Source organism: Saccharopolyspora galaxeae (assembly GCF_016526145.1).
Taxonomy (GTDB): Bacteria; Actinomycetota; Actinomycetes; order Mycobacteriales; family Pseudonocardiaceae; genus Saccharopolyspora_C; species Saccharopolyspora_C galaxeae.
Map to the genome: position 1 here is coordinate 491,947 of NZ_JADDUE010000001.1, position 16,284 is coordinate 508,230.

Below are 16,284 nucleotides of genomic sequence, written 5' to 3' on the forward strand. Positions count from 1 at the left end.
CCGCGGCCGCGCGGCTGGGTTCCCGGCGCAGGCGGCGGCTGCTCGGGTTGGCGGTGCTGCTCGGCGTGCTCGTGGTGAGCTGCCTGCTCAGCGTCGCGGCCGGGGCGAAGTCCATCCCGCTCGGCGACGTCTGGCAGGCGCTGATCGCGCCCGCGGGCGCGGAGAACGATCTGATCGTGCAGCAGCTCCGGCTGCCCCGGACGCTGGTCGGCGTGCTGGCCGGTGCCGCGCTCGGCCTGGCCGGCGCGTTGATGCAGGGCCACACCCGCAACCCGATCGCCGACCCCGGCATCCTCGGCATCACCCAGGGCGCCGCGCTCGCGGTGGTGCTCGCGGTGTACTCGTTCGGCATCAGCAGCCTCTACGGCTACATCTGGTTCGCGTTCGTCGGCGCGCTGCTCGGTGCGATCGCCGTGTTCGCCATCGGCTCGATGGGCCGCGGCGGGTCGACACCCGTGACGCTCGCGCTGGCGGGCATGGCGATCAGCGCTCTGCTGCAGGCGTTGACCTCGGCGCTGGTGCTGACCGATCAGGAGAGCCTGGACACCTACCGGTTCTGGAAGGTCGGCTCGATCGCGATCACCGACCCCGGCGTGCTCTGGCAGGTGGCGCCGTTCCTGGTGGCCGGGATGGTGCTGGCGTTGGCGAACGCTTCCGGGCTCAACGCGCTGTCGCTGGGCGACGACGTGGCCCGCGGGCTGGGCCACCGCGTCGAGTGGACCCGCCGGCTCGGGCTGCTCGCGATCGCAGTGCTGGTCGGCGGTGCGGCGGCGGTGTGCGGGCCGATCAGCTTCGTCGGGCTCGTCGTGCCGCACATCGCGCGGTTCTTCACCGGTTCCGATCACCGCTGGCTGCTGCCGTTCTCCGCGTTGCTGGGCGCTTCCCTGGTGCTGCTCGCGGACGTCGTGGGCCGGCTGGTCGCGCGGCCCGCCGAGGTGCAGGTCGGAGTGATGCTCGCGATGGTCGGCGCCCCGTTCTTCATCGCGCTGGTGCGGCGCAGGAGGCTGGTGCGGCTGTGACTCAGCTACTCGAGAGCCCCAAGCGGGTACCCGGCCGCTCGCCGGTGCGGGTCGGTCCGCTGTCCGGAGTGCTGCGCGCCCGGCCACTGCTGGTGCTGTTCGGCGGGCTCGTGGTGCTGCTCGCCGGGCTGGTGCTAGACGTCGCCATCGGGACGTACCCGATCAGCCCGGGTCAGGTGCTGGCGACGTTGTTCGGCGGCGGTGACCGCGCGGATCAGCTCATCGTGTTCACGCTGCGGATGCCGCGGGCGCTGACCGGCCTGCTGGTCGGCGCAGCGCTCGGGCTGGCGGGCGCGATCACCCAGGCGGTCGCGCGCAACCCGCTGGCCAGTCCGGACATGCTGGGCATCACCTCGGGCGCGGGGCTGGCGGCGACCACGATGATCGTGCTCGGCAGCGGGCTCGGCGCGGCTTCGGCGATCGGCCTGCCGGTGGTCGCGCTGATCGGCGGACTGCTCGCCGGGCTGGCGATCTACCTGCTGGCCTATCGCCAGGGCGTCGACTCCTACCGGATCGTGCTGGTCGGCGTGGGCGTCTCCGCGTTGGCCGGAAACGCCACGTACTGGCTGCTGACCGTCGGCGACGTCAACGACGCGGGGCGCGCGATGGTGTGGCTGACCGGCAGCCTCAACGCGCGCGGCTGGGAGCACGTGGTGCCGACGGCGATCGCGCTGGCGGTGCTGCTGCCGCTGGCGCTGCTCGGCGCGCACGTGCTCGGGGCGTTGCAGTTCGACGACGACACCGTCCGCGGGCTGGGCGTGCGGACCGACCTGGCGCGGGGCGCGCTGCTGCTGGCTTCGGTCGTGCTGGCCTCGGTCGCGACCGCAGCCGCGGGACCGGTGCAGTTCGTGGCGCTCGCAGCGCCGCAGATCGCGATGCGGATGGCGCGGGCGGCACGACCACCCCTGGTCGCATCGCTGGTGTTCGGCGCGGTGCTGGTGGTCGTGGCCGACCTGCTGTCCCGGACCGCCTTCGGCGCCATGGAACTCCCGGTCGGCATCGTGACCGCGATCCTGGGCGCCCCATACCTGATCTACCTGCTCGTCCGTCGGTACCGGGAGGACCACGCATGACCTCACCCGTGTCCACACCCACCCAGCCGCTCACCGGCTCCGCAGCCGACCAGCGGTTGCGCGGCCGCGGGCTGCGGCTGGCCTACGGCGAACGGGTCGTCGTGGACGGCCTCGACATCGACGTGCCGGACGGCACGATCTCGGCCGTGATCGGGCCGAACGGCTGCGGCAAGTCGACCCTGCTGCGCGCGCTGGCGCGGCTGCTGCCGCCGAAGAGCGGGCAGGTGCTGCTGGACGGCAAGCAGATCCACAAGATGCCGACCAAGGAGGTCGCCCGCGTGCTCGGCCTGCTGCCGCAGTCGCCGCAGGCGCCGGAGGGGCTGACGGTGGCCGATCTGGTCGCGCGCGGCAGGCACCCGCACCAGTCCTGGTACCGGCAGTGGTCCTCGGACGACGAGCGGGCGGTGGCCGAGTCGCTGGCGTTGACCGGCATCGGCGACCTGGCGGAGCGCGCGGTCGACGAGCTCTCCGGCGGCCAGCGGCAGCGCGCCTGGCTGTCCATGGCGCTGGCGCAGGGCACCGATCTGCTGCTGCTCGACGAGCCCACGACGTACCTGGACCTCTCGCATCAGGTGGAGGTGCTGGACCTGATCGGCAGGCTGCACGACGACAGCGGGCGGACCGTGGTCATGGTGCTGCACGACCTGAACCTGGCCGCCCGCTACGCGGACCGGCTGGTCGCGATGCGCGACGGGGCGATCGTGGCCGAGGGGGCGCCGGGCGAGGTGCTCACCGAGGAATTGCTGGCGGATGTCTTCGGGTTGAACGCCAAGGTGATTCCGGACCCGGTCGCGGGTACTCCGATGGTGGTGCCCGTAGGCGGCCGGCAAACGCCCAGCGTGCCGAACGAGACCGGTCGGTGACACCCGAACGAGTGCAATCGACCTGCGGAAAGCGGCCGTGTTCGCGGTGAGCGGACACCGCCCCCATTGCCCTGCCCCGGCGGAATGTCGCAGCACAGCGGCTCGTTGAACCGCACGGTAGAGGACGAAAGTGAACAGCGGGCTGCCAGCGGGCGCGGACCGTGGCGGGGTGGGGCTACTACAGTGGACCCCAGCGTGCTGAACCCATCGTGGGCATCGGCGAGGCAGGAGCCGTGTCCCGGTACAACACCGCCGGCGCAGCAGTCAGGGAGTGCGAATGTTCGAGAGGTTCACCGACCGCGCGAGGCGGGTGGTCGTCCTGGCCCAAGAAGAGGCCCGGATGCTCAACCACAACTACATCGGCACCGAGCACATTCTCCTGGGCTTGATCCACGAGGGTGAGGGTGTCGCCGCCAAGGCGCTGGAGTCGCTGGGCATCGCCCTGGAAGGCGTGCGCCAGCAGGTCGAGGAGATCATCGGCCAGGGCCAGCAGGCCCCGAGCGGTCACATCCCGTTCACCCCACGGGCGAAGAAGGTGCTGGAGCTGTCGCTGCGCGAGGCGCTGCAGCTCGGCCACAACTACATCGGCACCGAGCACATCCTGCTCGGGCTGATCCGCGAAGGCGAGGGCGTCGCCGCGCAGGTGCTGGTCAAGCTTGGCGCGGATCTGAACCGGGTGCGCCAGCAGGTGCTGCAGCTGCTGTCCGGCTACCAGGGCAAGGAACCGGCCGAGGCCGGTGGCCGCGGGGAGGGCACGCCGTCCTCGTCGCTGGTGCTCGACCAGTTCGGCCGCAACCTCACGCAGAGCGCGCGCGAGTCGAAGCTCGACCCGGTGATCGGCCGGGACAAGGAGATCGAGCGCATCATGCAGGTGCTCTCGCGCCGCACCAAGAACAACCCGGTGATGATCGGCGAGGCCGGTGTCGGCAAGACCGCCGTCGTCGAGGGCCTGGCGCAGAAGGTCGTCAAGGGCGAGGTGCCCGAGACGCTCAAGGAGAAGCAGCTCTACACCCTCGACCTGGGTTCGCTGGTCGCCGGCTCCCGCTACCGCGGTGACTTCGAGGAGCGCCTGAAGAAGGTGCTCAAGGAGATCAAGACCCGCGGCGACATCATCCTGTTCATCGACGAGATCCACACCCTCGTCGGCGCCGGAGCGGCAGAAGGCGCCATAGACGCCGCGAGCATCCTCAAGCCGATGCTGGCCCGCGGCGAGCTGCAGACGATCGGCGCCACCACGCTCGAGGAGTACCGCAAGTACGTCGAGAAGGACCCGGCGCTGGAGCGCCGCTTCCAGCCGATCCAGGTGGGCGAGCCCTCGCTGGAGCACACCGTGGAGATCCTCAAGGGCCTCCGCGACCGCTACGAGGCGCACCACCGGGTGTCCATCACCGACGGCGCGCTGGCCTCGGCGGCCAGCCTGGCGGACCGCTACATCAACGACCGCTACCTGCCGGACAAGGCGATCGACCTGATCGACGAGGCGGGCGCCCGGATGCGCATCCGGCGCATGACCGCGCCGCCGGACCTGCGCGAGTTCGACGAGAAGATCGCCGACGTGCGCCGCGACAAGGAGTCCGCGATCGACGCGCAGGACTTCGAGCGGGCCGCCCGCCTGCGGGACGAGGAGAAGCAGCTCCTCGGCCAGAAGGAGGAGCGGGAGAAGCAGTGGAAGGCCGGTGACCTGGACGTCGTCGCGGAGGTCGACGACGAGCAGATCGCCGAGGTGCTGGCGAACTGGACCGGCATCCCGGTGTTCAAGCTCACCGAGGAGGAGACCACGCGGCTGCTCCGCATGGAGGACGAGCTGCACAAGCGGATCATCGGCCAGGAGGACGCGGTCAAGGCCGTGTCGCAGGCGATCCGCCGCACTCGTGCCGGGTTGAAGGACCCCAAGCGCCCGTCCGGTTCGTTCATCTTCGCCGGCCCGTCCGGTGTGGGTAAGACCGAGCTGTCCAAGGCGCTGGCGGAGTTCCTGTTCGGCGACGACGACGCGCTCGTTCAGATCGACATGGGCGAGTTCCACGACCGCTACACGGCCTCCCGGCTGTTCGGCGCCCCTCCGGGCTACGTCGGTTACGAGGAAGGCGGGCAGCTGACCGAGAAGGTGCGGCGCAAGCCGTTCTCGGTGGTGCTGTTCGACGAGATCGAGAAGGCGCACCAGGAGATCTACAACACGCTGCTGCAGGTGTTGGAGGACGGCCGCCTGACCGACGGTCAGGGCCGCACGGTGGACTTCAAGAACACCGTGCTGATCTTCACCTCGAACTTGGGCACGGGCGACATCTCCAAGGCCGTGGGCCTGGGCTTCTCCGCGGGGAACTCGGCGGAGTCCAACTACGAGCGGATGAAGTCCAAGGTCAACGAGGAGATGAAGAAGCACTTCCGGCCGGAGTTCCTGAACCGCATCGACGACGTGATCGTGTTCCACCAGCTGACCGAGAACGAGATCGTGCAGATGGTGGACCTGCTCACCGGCCGGGTGGAGAAGGCGCTCAAGGGCAAGGACATGTCCTTGGAGCTGACCTCGACCGCGAAGAAGCTGCTGGCCAAGCGCGGGTTCGACCCGGTGCTGGGTGCGCGGCCGCTGCGCCGCACGATCCAGCGCGAGGTGGAGGACCGGCTGTCCGAGAAGATCCTGTTCGGCGAGGTCGAGGCCGGGCAGATCGTGATCGTGGACGTCGAGGGCTGGGACGGCGAAGGCTCCGACGACCAGGCGCAGTTCACCTTCCGCGGCGAGACGAAGCCGGGCCTGGTCCCGGACTCCCCGCCGGTGGACCTGGCCTCCTCGACCGGCCCGTCGGGCTCGTCGGAGGAGTCCGGCGAGAACCGCGAGTCGGAGTGACCTGACGAGCTCCGCTGACGAACGCGGCCCCCGCACCCTTCTCTTGGTGCGGGGGCCGCTTCGCGTTTGCGGTTTTCGACCACCGACGGGGAGCGAACGGACCGTTGGTCCTGCTGGATGGGGCGAACAGGTCGTTCACTCCGAGAAAGCGGGGCGTCAGCGGATGCGGGGGAGGCGTTCGGTGGGGCTTTCGGGGTGGGTGACGCGGGGGAACTGGTCGGTGGGGGCATCCGCATCGTCCGCCTCGTCGCGCTCGCGGCGGGTTTGCCGGACGCGGGAGATCACGAAGTAGGCGATGGCCAGTGCGACCACGGCCAGGACGACCTTGGAGAGGATGCCCGCGTACTGCTCGACGAGGTACCAGTTCTGCCCGAGCAGGTAGCCCGCCACCACGAACACGGTGTTCCAGATCAGGCTGCCGAGGCTGGTGAACAGCACGAACGTGGGCAGCGGCATCTTCTCCACCCCTGCGGGCAGCGAGATGAAGCTGCGGAACAGCGGGATCATCCGGCCGAAGAACACCGCCTTCACGCCGTGCTTGCCGAACCACGCCTCGGTGCGGTCCACGTCGGAGAGCTTGACCAGCGGCATCTTCGCCGCGATCCGGTGCATCCGCTCCCTGCCGAGCGCGTGGCCGAGCCAGTACAGCGCGAGCGCGCCGAGCAGCGATCCGGCCGTCGTCCACAGCACCGCCGCGAAGATGTTCATGTTGCCCTGGCTGGCGGTGAACCCGGCCAGCGGCAGGATGAGTTCGCTGGGGATCGGCGGGAACAGGTTCTCGATCGCGATGATCAGGCCGGCGCCGGGGCCGCCGAGAGTTTCCATCACGCCGATGACCCAGGCGGTGAACCCGGTCGGCTCGGCGGGCGCGGCGGCCAGTGCGGTCGAGTGCATCGGGAACTCCGGTGGCGTCGGCAGCAGAGGGGCTGTGCTGGTCGGTGCGGCTTCGCCCGGTCGCGGCGTCCCGTGGGGGCGGGCGCGGCCAGGTCCGCGGATCATCCGGAGATCGACCGGGTAGGGGCGAATGTCCGTTATTCCATAATTCCAGCGCGCTCGGGCGCTTCGCCGTGTGATCCTAATCGCGCCCGACTCGGCGCATTGATCCACAGAGCTGTGGATAACAAGCCTTCCTGTGGACCCCTCTTGTGGACAACTACGTGATCAATCCACAGGGCGCTGAAAAATCCCGCGCATCCGGCTCAAGCCCGCTGCGAAGCTGGACGGGTGCGCGTGGCGATGCTGGGGCCGTTCCGCCTGCACTCGGCCGACGGAAAGCAGGGGGCGCAGGCGCACCGGCACCTGGCCGAGGCGGAAGAAGCGGCTTCGGACATGTCGCGCACCGGTCCCGCGCAGGTGGTGACGGCAATGGCCGCCGCACCGGTGCTGCTCGACGAGAACGAGCACGAGGCGACGCGGGAACGGCTGGTCTTGGCGCTGGACAGCGGCATGGGCGTGCGGGAGATGCCCGCGGTGGCCGCGATCGCCGAGATCGCGGCGCGCTGGCGGCTGCGCATCGGTGATCCGCTGGGTGCCGAGCGGATGCTCGGGCTGGCGGTGCGGCTGCGCGGCGTGCTGGACGAGGGAGATCCGGACCTGCGCGGCGTGCTCGCGGAGCTCGCCGCGCACCCGGACCCGGAGACCCGGCGCAAGGCGTTCGACGCCGGCGCCGCGCTCAGCCGCGAAGAGGCTTTCGACGAGCTGCGCGCGACGCTGGCCTGACCCGGCCTGGTCGGCCCTGTTCGGATCGGCCCTGGCCTGATCCGCACCGGCCTGATCGGCACCGGCCCGATCGACGCCGATCTGAGCGGCACCGGTCTGAACGGCTCGATCCGGTGCCGACCCGACCCGGCGGCGTGCTCCGGCGCAACCCGCTCACACCCGCCTGCTGTACGCCCACATCGCGAGCGGGAAGAACACCGCCACGATCACCGCCATCCAGATCACCGTCGCGGTGAGCGGACCGGCCACCGGCCCGCCGATCATCAGCCCGCGCGCGGTGTCCGCGAGCTGCGTGACCGGGTTGACCTTCACCCACGCCTGCAGCCACCCGGGCATCGTGTCGGTCGGCGCGAACACGTTGCTTCCCATGGTCAGCGGGAACATGACCGACATCGCCACCCCGGGCACCGCCTGCTCGCTGCGCACCAGCATCCCGATGAACACCGTGATCCAGCACATCACCAGCGCGAACGCCAGCACCACCACGATCGCGGCCGCCAGCTGCACCGGCCCGGTCTGGATGCGGAAGCCCATCAGCGTCGCCACCACCAGCAGCACCGCCAGCGACACCATGTAGCGGACGATGTCGCCGAGCACGGCTCCGACCAGCGGCGCCGAGCGGGCGATCGGCAGGCTGCGGAACCGGTCGAACACGCCCTTGTTGATGTCGGTGTTGAGCTGCATGCCGGTGCCGAGGCTGCCGAAGACCATGTTCATCGCCATCACGCCGGGCAGCGTGATCTGCAGGTACGCGCCGGTGTCCGCGGCGATCGCGCCGCCGAGCAGGTAGACGAACATGACCAGGAACAGGACCGGCTGCAAGGTCACGTCCAGCAGCGCCGCCGGAGTCTTGCGGATCTTCAGGACGCTGCGCCCGGCCAGCACCAGGCCGTGCCGGGCCGCCCGCAGCGGACCGATGCGACCGTGCGCCACCGGCTGCGCCGCGGTGTCGGCGGAACGTTCGACGGTGGTGGTCATGCCACGTCCTCCTGTCCGGTCCCGGCGCTGCCGGGTTCCTCGGCCGGTTTGCCGGTCAGCGCCAGGAAAACCTCGTCCAGGCTGGGCAGCCGCAACGCCAGCTCGTCGGCGGTGATCCCGGCGTCGTCGAGCCTGCGCACCAGGGCGGACAGCAGCACGGGATCGTCCACCGGCGCGGTGATCAAGGCGCCTTCGTCGGCGGTCGCGGGCTGGGCCGCGGTGAGTTCGGCGACGATCCGCCACACCTCGGCGGCGTCGGCGGGATCGCTCGGCCGCACCAGCAGGGTCTGGCTGCCGGTGCGGCGCTTGAGCTCGTCGGCGCGGCCCTCGGCGACGACCCGACCGTGGTCGATCACGCTGATGCGGTCCGCGAGGTGGTCGGCCTCCTCCAGGTATTGGGTGGTCAGCAGCACGGTGACGCCTTCTTCGGTGAGCGTGCGGACCATGTCCCACACCTGGTTGCGGCTGCGCGGGTCCAGCCCGGTGGTGGGTTCGTCGAGGTAGAGCAGTTCGGGCCTGCCGACCAGGCTGGCGGCCAGGTCGAGCCGCCTGCGCATCCCGCCGGAGTAGGTCTTCAGCGACCGGTGCGCCGCGTCGGACAGGCCGAAGCGCTCCAGCAGCTCGGCGGAGCGGGCGCGCGCCTCGCGGCGGGGCAGCTCGAGCAACCTGCCGATCAGCACCAGGTTCTCGGTGCCGGTCAGTTCCTCGTCCACCGAGGCGTACTGCCCGGTGAGCCCGATCTTGCTGCGCACCGCCACCGCTTCGCGGCGCAGGTCGTGCCCTGCGATGCGCGCTTCGCCCGCGTCCGGCCGCAGCAGCGTGGCCAGGATCCGCACGGCGGTGGTCTTGCCCGCGCCGTTCGGTCCGAGCACGCCGAGGATCGAGCCGGTGGGCGCGGCCAGGTCGATTCCGTCCAGCGCCGTGGTGCCGCCGAACCGTTTCACCAGACCTTCGGCCTGGATCGCGTGGGACATTCCCCCTCCTCGTTTCGCTATCCTCGCCATCATCGGGGGCACGGCTGACAGTCGGCGCACAGGTCGCTGGCAGCCGGTGCGGGAACGGGTGTCGGGGGGAGTGCATGGATCTGGCCGTGGCCGAACCGCAGGAGATCGAACCACCTCCCCGCAAGCGCAAGAGCGGCACCGTGACCGCGCTGGTCGCGCTCGCCGTGCTCGGCCTGCTGGCGTGGACGGCGCCGGTGCTGCTCGGTTTCGACACGCAGAACCGGTACACGATCGCACTGGTCGCGATCCTGCAGTACGCACTTCCGGTCGGCGTGGTGCTGGTCGTGCTCGGGCTGGCGTTGCGGCGGTGGATCAGCACGCTGGTCGCCGCGCTGCTGACGGTGCTGCTGGCGGTGCTGGTGCTACCCCGCGGAATCCCGGACTCGCCGACTCCCGTGCAGGGCACGCCGCTGCGGGTGCTGTCGGTCAACCTGTACTTCGGCCAAGCGCAGCCGGAGCGGGTGGTCGAGTTGGTGCGCAGCCGCCGGGTCGACGTGCTGAGCCTGCAGGAGGTCACGCCGGAGGCAGTCGCCGCGCTGGACCGCGCGGGCCTGCGCGAGCTGCTGCCGCACCGCGTCGTGCACGCCCGTCCCGGCGCGGACGGGACCGGGATCGCCTCCCGCTTCCCGATGCGCGAGTTGTCGCTGGTGCCGCCGACCTCGCTGGCGCAGCCCTCCGCGCGCATCGACCTGCCCGGCGGGCGGGACGTCGAGTTCGTCGGGGTGCACCCGCTGTACCCGATGGGCGCGGACACCGCCGGATCATGGCTGCGCGAGATCACCGCGCTGCCCGGACCGCCCGCGGAGGGCGGCCCGGCCCGGGTTCTCGCGGGTGACTTCAACGGGACGCTGGACCACACGCCGCTGCGCACGATGCTCGGGCGCGGCTATTCGGACGCGGCCGAGGTCACCGGCGGCGGGTTCACCCCGACCTGGGGCAGCGGCTGGGTGCCGCGGGTGACCATCGATCACGTGCTGACCAGCGCGGGCGTGGTTGCGCAGGCGTACTCGGTGCTGGACGTGCCGGGCAGCGATCACCGCGCGGTGTTCGCGCACCTGGTGGTCCCGAGCTGAGTCAGAGCCGCTCGTCGATCGCCCCGAGCGCCTCCAGCGCGCCCACGGGAAGCGAGATGCCCCGCCCGTGCCGGACCTCCGGCTCGCGCGGGTTGATCCGGATGAGTGCGCCGGACCCGGCGCTGGCCAGCTCGGCGTGCCGCCGCACCGTCGGCACCGCGGTTCCCGCGCCCAGCTCGACCACGGCCAGGCGGGCCGAGCGCAACGACCGCCGCCACGCCTGCAACGAGTCCAGCGCTGGCTGCGCGTGCTCCGGGATCCAGCTGAAATCCCCGAACATCAGGATGTTCGGCCGCGCGGTGCCGCCGCAGTTGCGGCAGGCGGGCAGCGGCGGAACCGCCCGCATGGTCGCGGTGTCGACCTCGACGGAGACGTCGTCGGCGGACCACACGTCGTCCGTGCAGGGTTCCAGGCACTGCAGGTGGTGGATGCTGCCGTGGCATTCGGCGACCTGCTCGAACCCGGCCGCTTGGAAATGTCCGTCCACGTTGGACGTGAACACGCCGGAGCCGGACGGCATCGACGCACCCCAGCGGCGCAGGATCCGGAAACCCTCGTGCGGCGTGGTGCGCCGGTACATCGCCAGCCGGTGGCCGTAGAAGCCCCACGCCAGCTCGGGATCTTCGGCGAAGTGGACCGGATCGGCGACCTCGGCGAAGCTCAGGCCCAGCCGCTCGTACGGCGGATAGGCCCGCCAGAAACCGGTGTCGCCGCGGAAGTCGGGCAGGCCGGAGTCCACCCCGATCCCCGCGCCCGCGCACACCAGCAGCGCTTCGGCGTCGCGGATCAGCTCCGCGGCCGCGGACAGCGCATCGTCGCTCATGCCCGCGTCCCCGAGCGGCCGCGCGCCCGGCGGACGGGCGGCGCGGCGGCCGGGGCCGTTTCCGCGTCCGGGCTCACTTCTGCGTCTGCTGGACGATCTCGAACTCCAGCAGGCTCGCGCCGGTGGCGACCGGGTTCTCGTTCGCGTTCGCGTGCGCGGCCTTCGCCGGGCCCTGCGCCCAGTTCTGGAAGTCCTCTTCGGTCTCCCACTTGGTGTAGACGAAGTACCGCGACTCGCCGTTGACCGGGCGCAGCAGCTCGAAACCGAGGAAGCCCGGGGCGTCCTCGACCGACCCGTGCCTGCTGGCGAACCGCTTCTCCAACTCGGGCCCCTGACCTTCCGGGACCTCGATCGCATTGATCTTCACAACCGCCATGTGCCCAGGCTACTGATGCGCGCGGGCCGCTGACGAGCGCTACACCTCGAACTGCGGGTGCAGCCGCGCGACCGTCCACATCCGGTGCCGCACCACCACCAGCGAGGTCAGCAGCAGGAAGCCGAGCAGCACGCTGCCCAGCACGACCGCGTCGTGCACCAGGTGCGTCACCTCGCCGCCGCTGATCGTCACCCGCAACCCGTCCACGAGGTAGGTCATCGGCAGCAGGGCGTGCACCGCCTGGAACGGCTCCGGCGAGACCTCCAGCGGGTACAGCCCGCCGGAGCCCGCTATTTGCAGCACCAGCAGCGCCGCCGACACCAGGCCGCCGGTCGCCCCGAAAGCCGCGCGCAGGAAGTGATCGATCGCCACGAACGCGCCCGCGCCCAAGGTGATCAACCCGACCGTGCCCACCGGGTCCACCGGTGCCAGCCCCAGCGCCAGATCGAGCGCGCCCATCAGCACCAGCCCGCCGATCACACCGAGCGCTGCCGCGGGCAGCCAGCCGCCGACGGCGATCGAGAACGGGTTGGTGCGCCCGCCCAGCGCCCGCGGGTTCAGCGGCTTGAACAGCAGGTAAGCGAACAGCCCGAAGCTCCACAACGCGATGCCGAACAGCAGCGGAGCCATCCCTCGTCCGTAGGTGTCGGCCGAGTTCAGCGTCGTCGCCCGCACCACCGAGGGGGTGCCCAGCTCCGAGGACGCCTTCGCGACCTCGGTCGGCCCGGCGGGCGGCATCCGGTCCAGGCCGCCGCGCACGTTGTCCGCGAGCTTGCGCGCCCCGTCGTTGAGCTGCCCCGCGCTGGTCTCGGCGACGCCGATGTTCGCGACCAGCGCGTTGATCCCCTGCGTGAGCCCGGAGGAGGCGGCGCTGAGTTCGGCGGACGCCACCCGCAGCCGCTCGGCGGGCTCGTTGACGTCCTTGATCTCCTCCTGCAACGGCACCATGTCGTCGCGCAGCGCCAATGCCCGGTCGTGCGCATCCGCGGCGGATGTTCGCGCGTCCTGCGCGGCGCCGTCGATGGCCGCGGTGGTCGCGGCTACCTGGCGGGCGTCGCCCAGCGCGGATCGGTACGCCGGGTCCGCGGACAGCTCCGGGTGCCGGTTCGCGAGTCGCTGCAAGGCGCCCGCGCTCCGGGCGGCCTGACCGTTCACCGCCGCGGTGCCGGAAGCGACGCCGTTGAGGTCGCTGACCGCTCGTCCGCCCGCGTCGACCAGCGCGTCCGCGGTGGCGGGCAGCCGTTGGGAGGAGAAGTCGTTGATCGAGGACAACCGCTGGTCCAGCTGCGCGGTGGCGTCCGAGATGTCCTGCGAGCCGCCGGAGACGCGGCCGGTCCCGTCCTGCACTCCGCCGAGCCCGCGCGCCAGCGCCCCGGTGCTCTGCCTGCTCAGCTGGGTGCCCTGCACCAGCTGCTCGGAGCCCTCGGCCGCGGAGGTGAGCTTGCCGCGCACCTCGCCGAGGTCGCCGTACAGCGCCCGCGCGTAGGCCGAGTAGGCGGCGGCGTTGATCTGGTTCTGCAGCTCGCCGCGCATCGTGTCGGCCATGATCCCTGCCAGGTGCCCGTTGGCGTCGTTCCTGGTCAGCATCAGCGCCGGGCGTTGCGGCGCGCTGCGGGTGGAACTCGCCAGCCGGCTGCTGAAGTCCTCCGGCACCTGGATGGTGAAGTAGTAGCGCCCGTCCTCGAGCCCGGCGCGCGCTTCCTGCGCGTCGACGAAGTTCCACTGGAACGTGTCCGTCGTGCGCAGCTGCTGCACGAACTGCTCACCGGCGTTGACCCGCTCCCCGTTGCGGTCGGCCGGGCGGTCGGAGTTGACCACCGCGACCGGCACCGCCGACATCCGCCCGTAGGGGTCCCAGTTCGACCACAGGAACACCGCCCCGTACAGCAGCGGGATCAGGATCAGCACCGCGGGCGCGAACCGGCGCCACGGCCCGCGGAACCGGCGCAGTTCCAGCCAAGCCAGGTACAGCGCCTTCATCGGGTGTCCTCGCGGGCCAAGGGCGTGCTGAACAGCGGGAGCCCGGTGGTGTCGTCGCCGAAGTCGACGATGTTGTACGGCAGCTTGATCTGCACGTCGGCTTCCGAAGGGTGTTCGGTGGCGCTGGCCAGCACGGTCATGCCGGTGTCGGCGAGCGTGCGCAACGCCGACCACACCCGGCTGCGCCCGGACGGCAGCAGTCCGAGGTCGACGTCGTCGACCAGCATCCCCGGCGGCTCACCGGCTGCGGCCAGCGCGATGGCCAGCAGCAGCTTGTCGTCCGGGTACAGCTCGTCGATCAGCGCGTCCCGGTCCACGTCGGCGCCCACCAGGGCCAGCGCTTCCTCCACGGCCCGGGCGGAAACGCGGGTGGTGAGCCTGCGCTCCCGGATGGTCTCGGCGACCCGCAGCCGGCCTTCCAGCTCGAAACCGGGCCGCAGCCGGGCGGGCACCACGCTCCGCCGCACGTGCCGCGCGCGGCGGGGTGCTTCGTCGAACTCGATCCGCCCGGCGAGCACCCGCAGCCTGCCGGACAGCGCCAGCAGCAGCGAGGTGCGGTCGGTGCCGCCCTCACCGACGACCACCGCCAGTTCGCCCGGGTAGATCCGCGCGTCGACGTTCTCGAAGACGATGCCTTCCGGGCCGGTTGCGGTGATCCCGCGGGCGACGATGCTCACGCCTTCGACATCCATGTCGCTCCTCACGCCGCGTGGCAGGATGCCGATCCAAAGTGGGCCTGCAGGTGGGCGTGGGCAACTCGGGCGGGCACCCGGAGTAGTCCACTGTGGATAGCTCGGGATCGCAGGTCGCAGGCTTGCGGGAGCTGTTTCGCGGTGCCGGTCGGAGCGGTGCGGAGATCACCCGACCGAGCGCGTCAGGCGAGCGTTTCGGCCCCGTTCGCGTCCTTGATCGCGATCTCGGAGACCGAGCCGCGGATCGAGCCCGCGGGTTGCAGCGCGGCGAACCCGGCCGCCAGCTGCTCGCGGTCCAATGCCGGAGTCAGCGGGCAGTGCGGGATCCAGGCGCCGGGGAAGTAGTACGCCGACGGGTGCGCGACCTTTCCCGCCAGCACGTCGTGCACGGCCGAATGCACCGCCAGCAGCTCGGTGTCCACCACCGCCGTCAGCAGCAGAACCGCGTCCTCGCCGGGGAAAGTGCCCAGCGTGTAGAACCACAGGTCCGGAATGGACAGCACGCGCAGCTCCGCGCGCAGCGCTTTGCGCGTCGCCGCCGGGATGTTGCCCGCGGCGGCCAGCGTCACGCCGGGACGTCCCGCGGTGACCGGAACTCCGGCCGCGGTGAGCCGGTCGCGCAGCGCGCGCAGCTCGCCGTCGGTGGAGTCGTCGAAGAAGACGGTCAGTTCCTGCGCCATCGGTCCAGCTCCCTCGATTTCCAATCGGCCGGATCGCTCGGCGCTCCGTTGGTGCTTGGGTCGGTGCTGCTGCGGGCCAGTGCTCGTCCGGCTCGCGGAGGAAGACGTCCGCGGCAAGCGTTGCCTAGGCCCCGTGCTCCCCGGGCAATGCGAACCTTCCGTCCTCGGTCTGCTCCATGAGCCCGTCCACCAGCAGCGAATCCAGGCAACGGTCCCGCTGACCGGCGTCCGACCAGACCGCGTCGAGCTGTTCCCGCCGCACCGGACCTTCCGCGCCGCGCAGCACGTCCAGCAGTTTGCCGCGCACCTGCCGGTCGGTTCCCGCGAAGCGCTGCACCTTCTTCGGCGGTCCCGCGTAGGCCGGGCGCCCGGCGTGCTGCCACGCGCAGTCGTGCGCGATCGGGCAGCGCTCGCAGGCGGGGGAGCGGACCGTGCACACCACCTGCCCGAGTTCCATCAACGCCGCCGACAGGCTCGCCGCGCTCGCGTCGTCGCCGGGCAGCAGCACCTCGACATCGGCGAGGTCGCGCTTCGGCGACGGCGGCCCGGCATCGCCCGCGCCGTGCACGGCCCGTGCCACGACCCTGCGGACGTTCGTGTCCACCACGGGAGCCCGCTTGCCGTAGGCGAACGCGGCGACCGCGCGGGCGGTGTAGGTCCCGATCCCCGGCAGTGCCAACAGGGTGTCCACATCGGACGGAACGAGGTCGTCGTGGTCGGCGGCGATCGCCCCGGCGGCCTGGTGCAGGCGCAGCGCGCGGCGCGGGTAGCCGAGCTTGCCCCAGGCCCGCAGCACTTCGGCCTGCGGGGCCGCGGCCAGGTCGGATGGGCGCGGCCAGCGCGCCATCCACTCCTGCCAGATCGGCAGCACGCGGTTCACCGGCGTCTGCTGCAGCATGGTTTCGCTGACCAGCACGCCCCAGCCGGTCGTGCCGGGCGCGCGCCACGGCAGCGGGCGGGCCTCGGCGGCGAACCAGTCGATCAGCTCGGTGGGGTCCCAGGCGGTCGTCGTCATCTCGGCACCGATCCTGCCAGGCGCGCGCCGGAGCTCCCGGGGCGCCCCGGAACCGGCCGCGTACCGGGGCAAGACCACACGAACGGACTGATCTTGCTGCCTGAACGGCGGTACAAATACGCCTGATCGGGTGATCATCGATTGGTC

At 71.3% G+C, this 16,284-nt stretch carries 15 protein-coding genes; 6 read left to right on the forward strand and 9 right to left on the reverse strand.

Annotation, left to right across the window (positions count from 1 at the left end):
• Positions 1–14 precede the first annotated feature (14 nt).
• From INP57_RS02240 to INP57_RS02255, 4 genes are all read left to right on the forward strand, one after another.
• Positions 15–1,019: a FecCD family ABC transporter permease gene (locus INP57_RS02240; RefSeq protein ID WP_200068691.1), complete on the forward strand. Its 1,005-nt coding sequence runs from the start codon at positions 15–17 to the stop codon at positions 1,017–1,019.
• Positions 1,016–2,092 carry a FecCD family ABC transporter permease gene (locus INP57_RS02245; RefSeq protein WP_200068284.1) on the forward strand — a complete coding sequence of 359 codons (1,077 nt, stop codon included), beginning with the start codon at positions 1,016–1,018 and terminating at the stop codon, positions 2,090–2,092. The genes INP57_RS02240 and INP57_RS02245 overlap by 4 nt, the downstream gene beginning before the upstream one ends.
• Positions 2,089–2,955, forward strand: coding sequence for an ABC transporter ATP-binding protein (locus INP57_RS02250; RefSeq protein WP_200068285.1), 867 nt, complete (start codon positions 2,089–2,091; stop codon positions 2,953–2,955). Before INP57_RS02245 ends, INP57_RS02250 begins: the two co-directional genes overlap by 4 nt.
• Positions 2,956–3,232: 277 nt before the next feature.
• A complete protein-coding gene (locus tag INP57_RS02255) occupies positions 3,233–5,797 on the forward strand; it encodes an ATP-dependent Clp protease ATP-binding subunit (RefSeq protein ID WP_200068286.1) in 2,565 nt (854 codons plus the stop codon).
• A 156-nt stretch (positions 5,798–5,953) separates the two neighbouring features.
• Here the strand turns inward: INP57_RS02255 and INP57_RS02260 are convergent, their stop codons facing one another.
• Complete coding sequence (locus INP57_RS02260; RefSeq protein ID WP_200068287.1) at positions 5,954–6,691, reverse strand: DedA family protein; 738 nt, start codon at positions 6,689–6,691, stop codon at positions 5,954–5,956.
• 330 nt (positions 6,692–7,021) lie between these two features.
• Between INP57_RS02260 and INP57_RS02265 the strand changes: the two genes are divergently transcribed.
• Positions 7,022–7,516, forward strand: coding sequence for a hypothetical protein (locus INP57_RS02265; RefSeq protein WP_200068288.1), 495 nt, complete (start codon positions 7,022–7,024; stop codon positions 7,514–7,516).
• Positions 7,517–7,669: 153 nt separating this feature from the next.
• Here the strand turns inward: INP57_RS02265 and INP57_RS02270 are convergent, their stop codons facing one another.
• Both INP57_RS02270 and INP57_RS02275 read right to left on the reverse strand, forming a co-directional pair.
• Entirely contained in the window at positions 7,670–8,494 is an 825-nt protein-coding gene (locus tag INP57_RS02270; RefSeq protein ID WP_200068289.1) for an ABC transporter permease, read from the reverse strand.
• Positions 8,491–9,468 carry an ATP-binding cassette domain-containing protein gene (locus INP57_RS02275; RefSeq protein WP_200068290.1) on the reverse strand — a complete coding sequence of 326 codons (978 nt, stop codon included), beginning with the start codon at positions 9,466–9,468 and terminating at the stop codon, positions 8,491–8,493. Before INP57_RS02275 ends, INP57_RS02270 begins: the two co-directional genes overlap by 4 nt.
• A gap of 104 nt (positions 9,469–9,572) precedes the next feature.
• On the opposite strand from INP57_RS02275, the gene INP57_RS02280 reads away from it, so the two are divergent.
• Entirely contained in the window at positions 9,573–10,571 is a 999-nt protein-coding gene (locus INP57_RS02280; RefSeq protein ID WP_200068291.1) for an endonuclease/exonuclease/phosphatase family protein, read from the forward strand.
• A gap of 1 nt (position 10,572) precedes the next feature.
• Here the strand turns inward: INP57_RS02280 and INP57_RS02285 are convergent, their stop codons facing one another.
• The 6 genes from INP57_RS02285 to INP57_RS02310 all read right to left on the reverse strand — a co-directional run bounded on the left by INP57_RS02285 (position 10,573) and on the right by INP57_RS02310 (position 16,137).
• Complete coding sequence (locus INP57_RS02285; protein ID WP_200068292.1) at positions 10,573–11,394, reverse strand: SIR2 family NAD-dependent protein deacylase; 822 nt, start codon at positions 11,392–11,394, stop codon at positions 10,573–10,575.
• Between the two features lie 73 nt (positions 11,395–11,467).
• Positions 11,468–11,770 (reverse strand): antibiotic biosynthesis monooxygenase family protein, encoded by a 303-nt coding sequence (locus INP57_RS02290; protein WP_200068293.1) that lies wholly within the window; start codon positions 11,768–11,770, stop codon positions 11,468–11,470.
• A 39-nt stretch (positions 11,771–11,809) separates the two neighbouring features.
• Positions 11,810–13,750: a YhgE/Pip family protein gene (locus tag INP57_RS02295; RefSeq protein ID WP_200068294.1), complete on the reverse strand. Its 1,941-nt coding sequence runs from the start codon at positions 13,748–13,750 to the stop codon at positions 11,810–11,812.
• Positions 13,747–14,442 carry an ATP-binding cassette domain-containing protein gene (locus INP57_RS02300; RefSeq protein ID WP_200068295.1) on the reverse strand — a complete coding sequence of 232 codons (696 nt, stop codon included), beginning with the start codon at positions 14,440–14,442 and terminating at the stop codon, positions 13,747–13,749. The genes INP57_RS02295 and INP57_RS02300 overlap by 4 nt, the downstream gene beginning before the upstream one ends.
• Positions 14,443–14,624: 182 nt before the next feature.
• Positions 14,625–15,122, reverse strand: coding sequence for a 2'-5' RNA ligase family protein (locus tag INP57_RS02305; protein WP_200068296.1), 498 nt, complete (start codon positions 15,120–15,122; stop codon positions 14,625–14,627).
• A 124-nt stretch (positions 15,123–15,246) separates the two neighbouring features.
• Positions 15,247–16,137, reverse strand: a complete 891-nt coding sequence (locus INP57_RS02310) for an iron-sulfur binding domain-containing protein (protein ID WP_200068297.1) — start codon at positions 16,135–16,137, stop codon at positions 15,247–15,249.
• Positions 16,138–16,284: the final 147 nt, after the last annotated feature.

Coding starts and splice junctions, on each gene's coding strand:
- INP57_RS02305 (WP_200068296.1), bottom strand. CDS start 15,122: ATGGCGCAGGAACTGACCGTCTTCTTCGACGACTCCACCGACGGCGAG.
- INP57_RS02250 (WP_200068285.1), top strand. CDS start 2,089: ATGACCTCACCCGTGTCCACACCCACCCAGCCGCTCACCGGCTCCGCA.
- INP57_RS02280 (WP_200068291.1), top strand. CDS start 9,573: ATGGATCTGGCCGTGGCCGAACCGCAGGAGATCGAACCACCTCCCCGC.
- INP57_RS02255 (WP_200068286.1), top strand. CDS start 3,233: ATGTTCGAGAGGTTCACCGACCGCGCGAGGCGGGTGGTCGTCCTGGCC.
- INP57_RS02285 (WP_200068292.1), bottom strand. CDS start 11,394: ATGAGCGACGATGCGCTGTCCGCGGCCGCGGAGCTGATCCGCGACGCC.
- INP57_RS02300 (WP_200068295.1), bottom strand. CDS start 14,442: ATGGATGTCGAAGGCGTGAGCATCGTCGCCCGCGGGATCACCGCAACC.
- INP57_RS02270 (WP_200068289.1), bottom strand. CDS start 8,494: ATGACCACCACCGTCGAACGTTCCGCCGACACCGCGGCGCAGCCGGTG.
- INP57_RS02290 (WP_200068293.1), bottom strand. CDS start 11,770: ATGGCGGTTGTGAAGATCAATGCGATCGAGGTCCCGGAAGGTCAGGGG.
- INP57_RS02275 (WP_200068290.1), bottom strand. CDS start 9,468: ATGTCCCACGCGATCCAGGCCGAAGGTCTGGTGAAACGGTTCGGCGGC.
- INP57_RS02295 (WP_200068294.1), bottom strand. CDS start 13,750: ATGAAGGCGCTGTACCTGGCTTGGCTGGAACTGCGCCGGTTCCGCGGG.
- INP57_RS02310 (WP_200068297.1), bottom strand. CDS start 16,137: ATGACGACGACCGCCTGGGACCCCACCGAGCTGATCGACTGGTTCGCC.
- INP57_RS02260 (WP_200068287.1), bottom strand. CDS start 6,691: ATGCACTCGACCGCACTGGCCGCCGCGCCCGCCGAGCCGACCGGGTTC.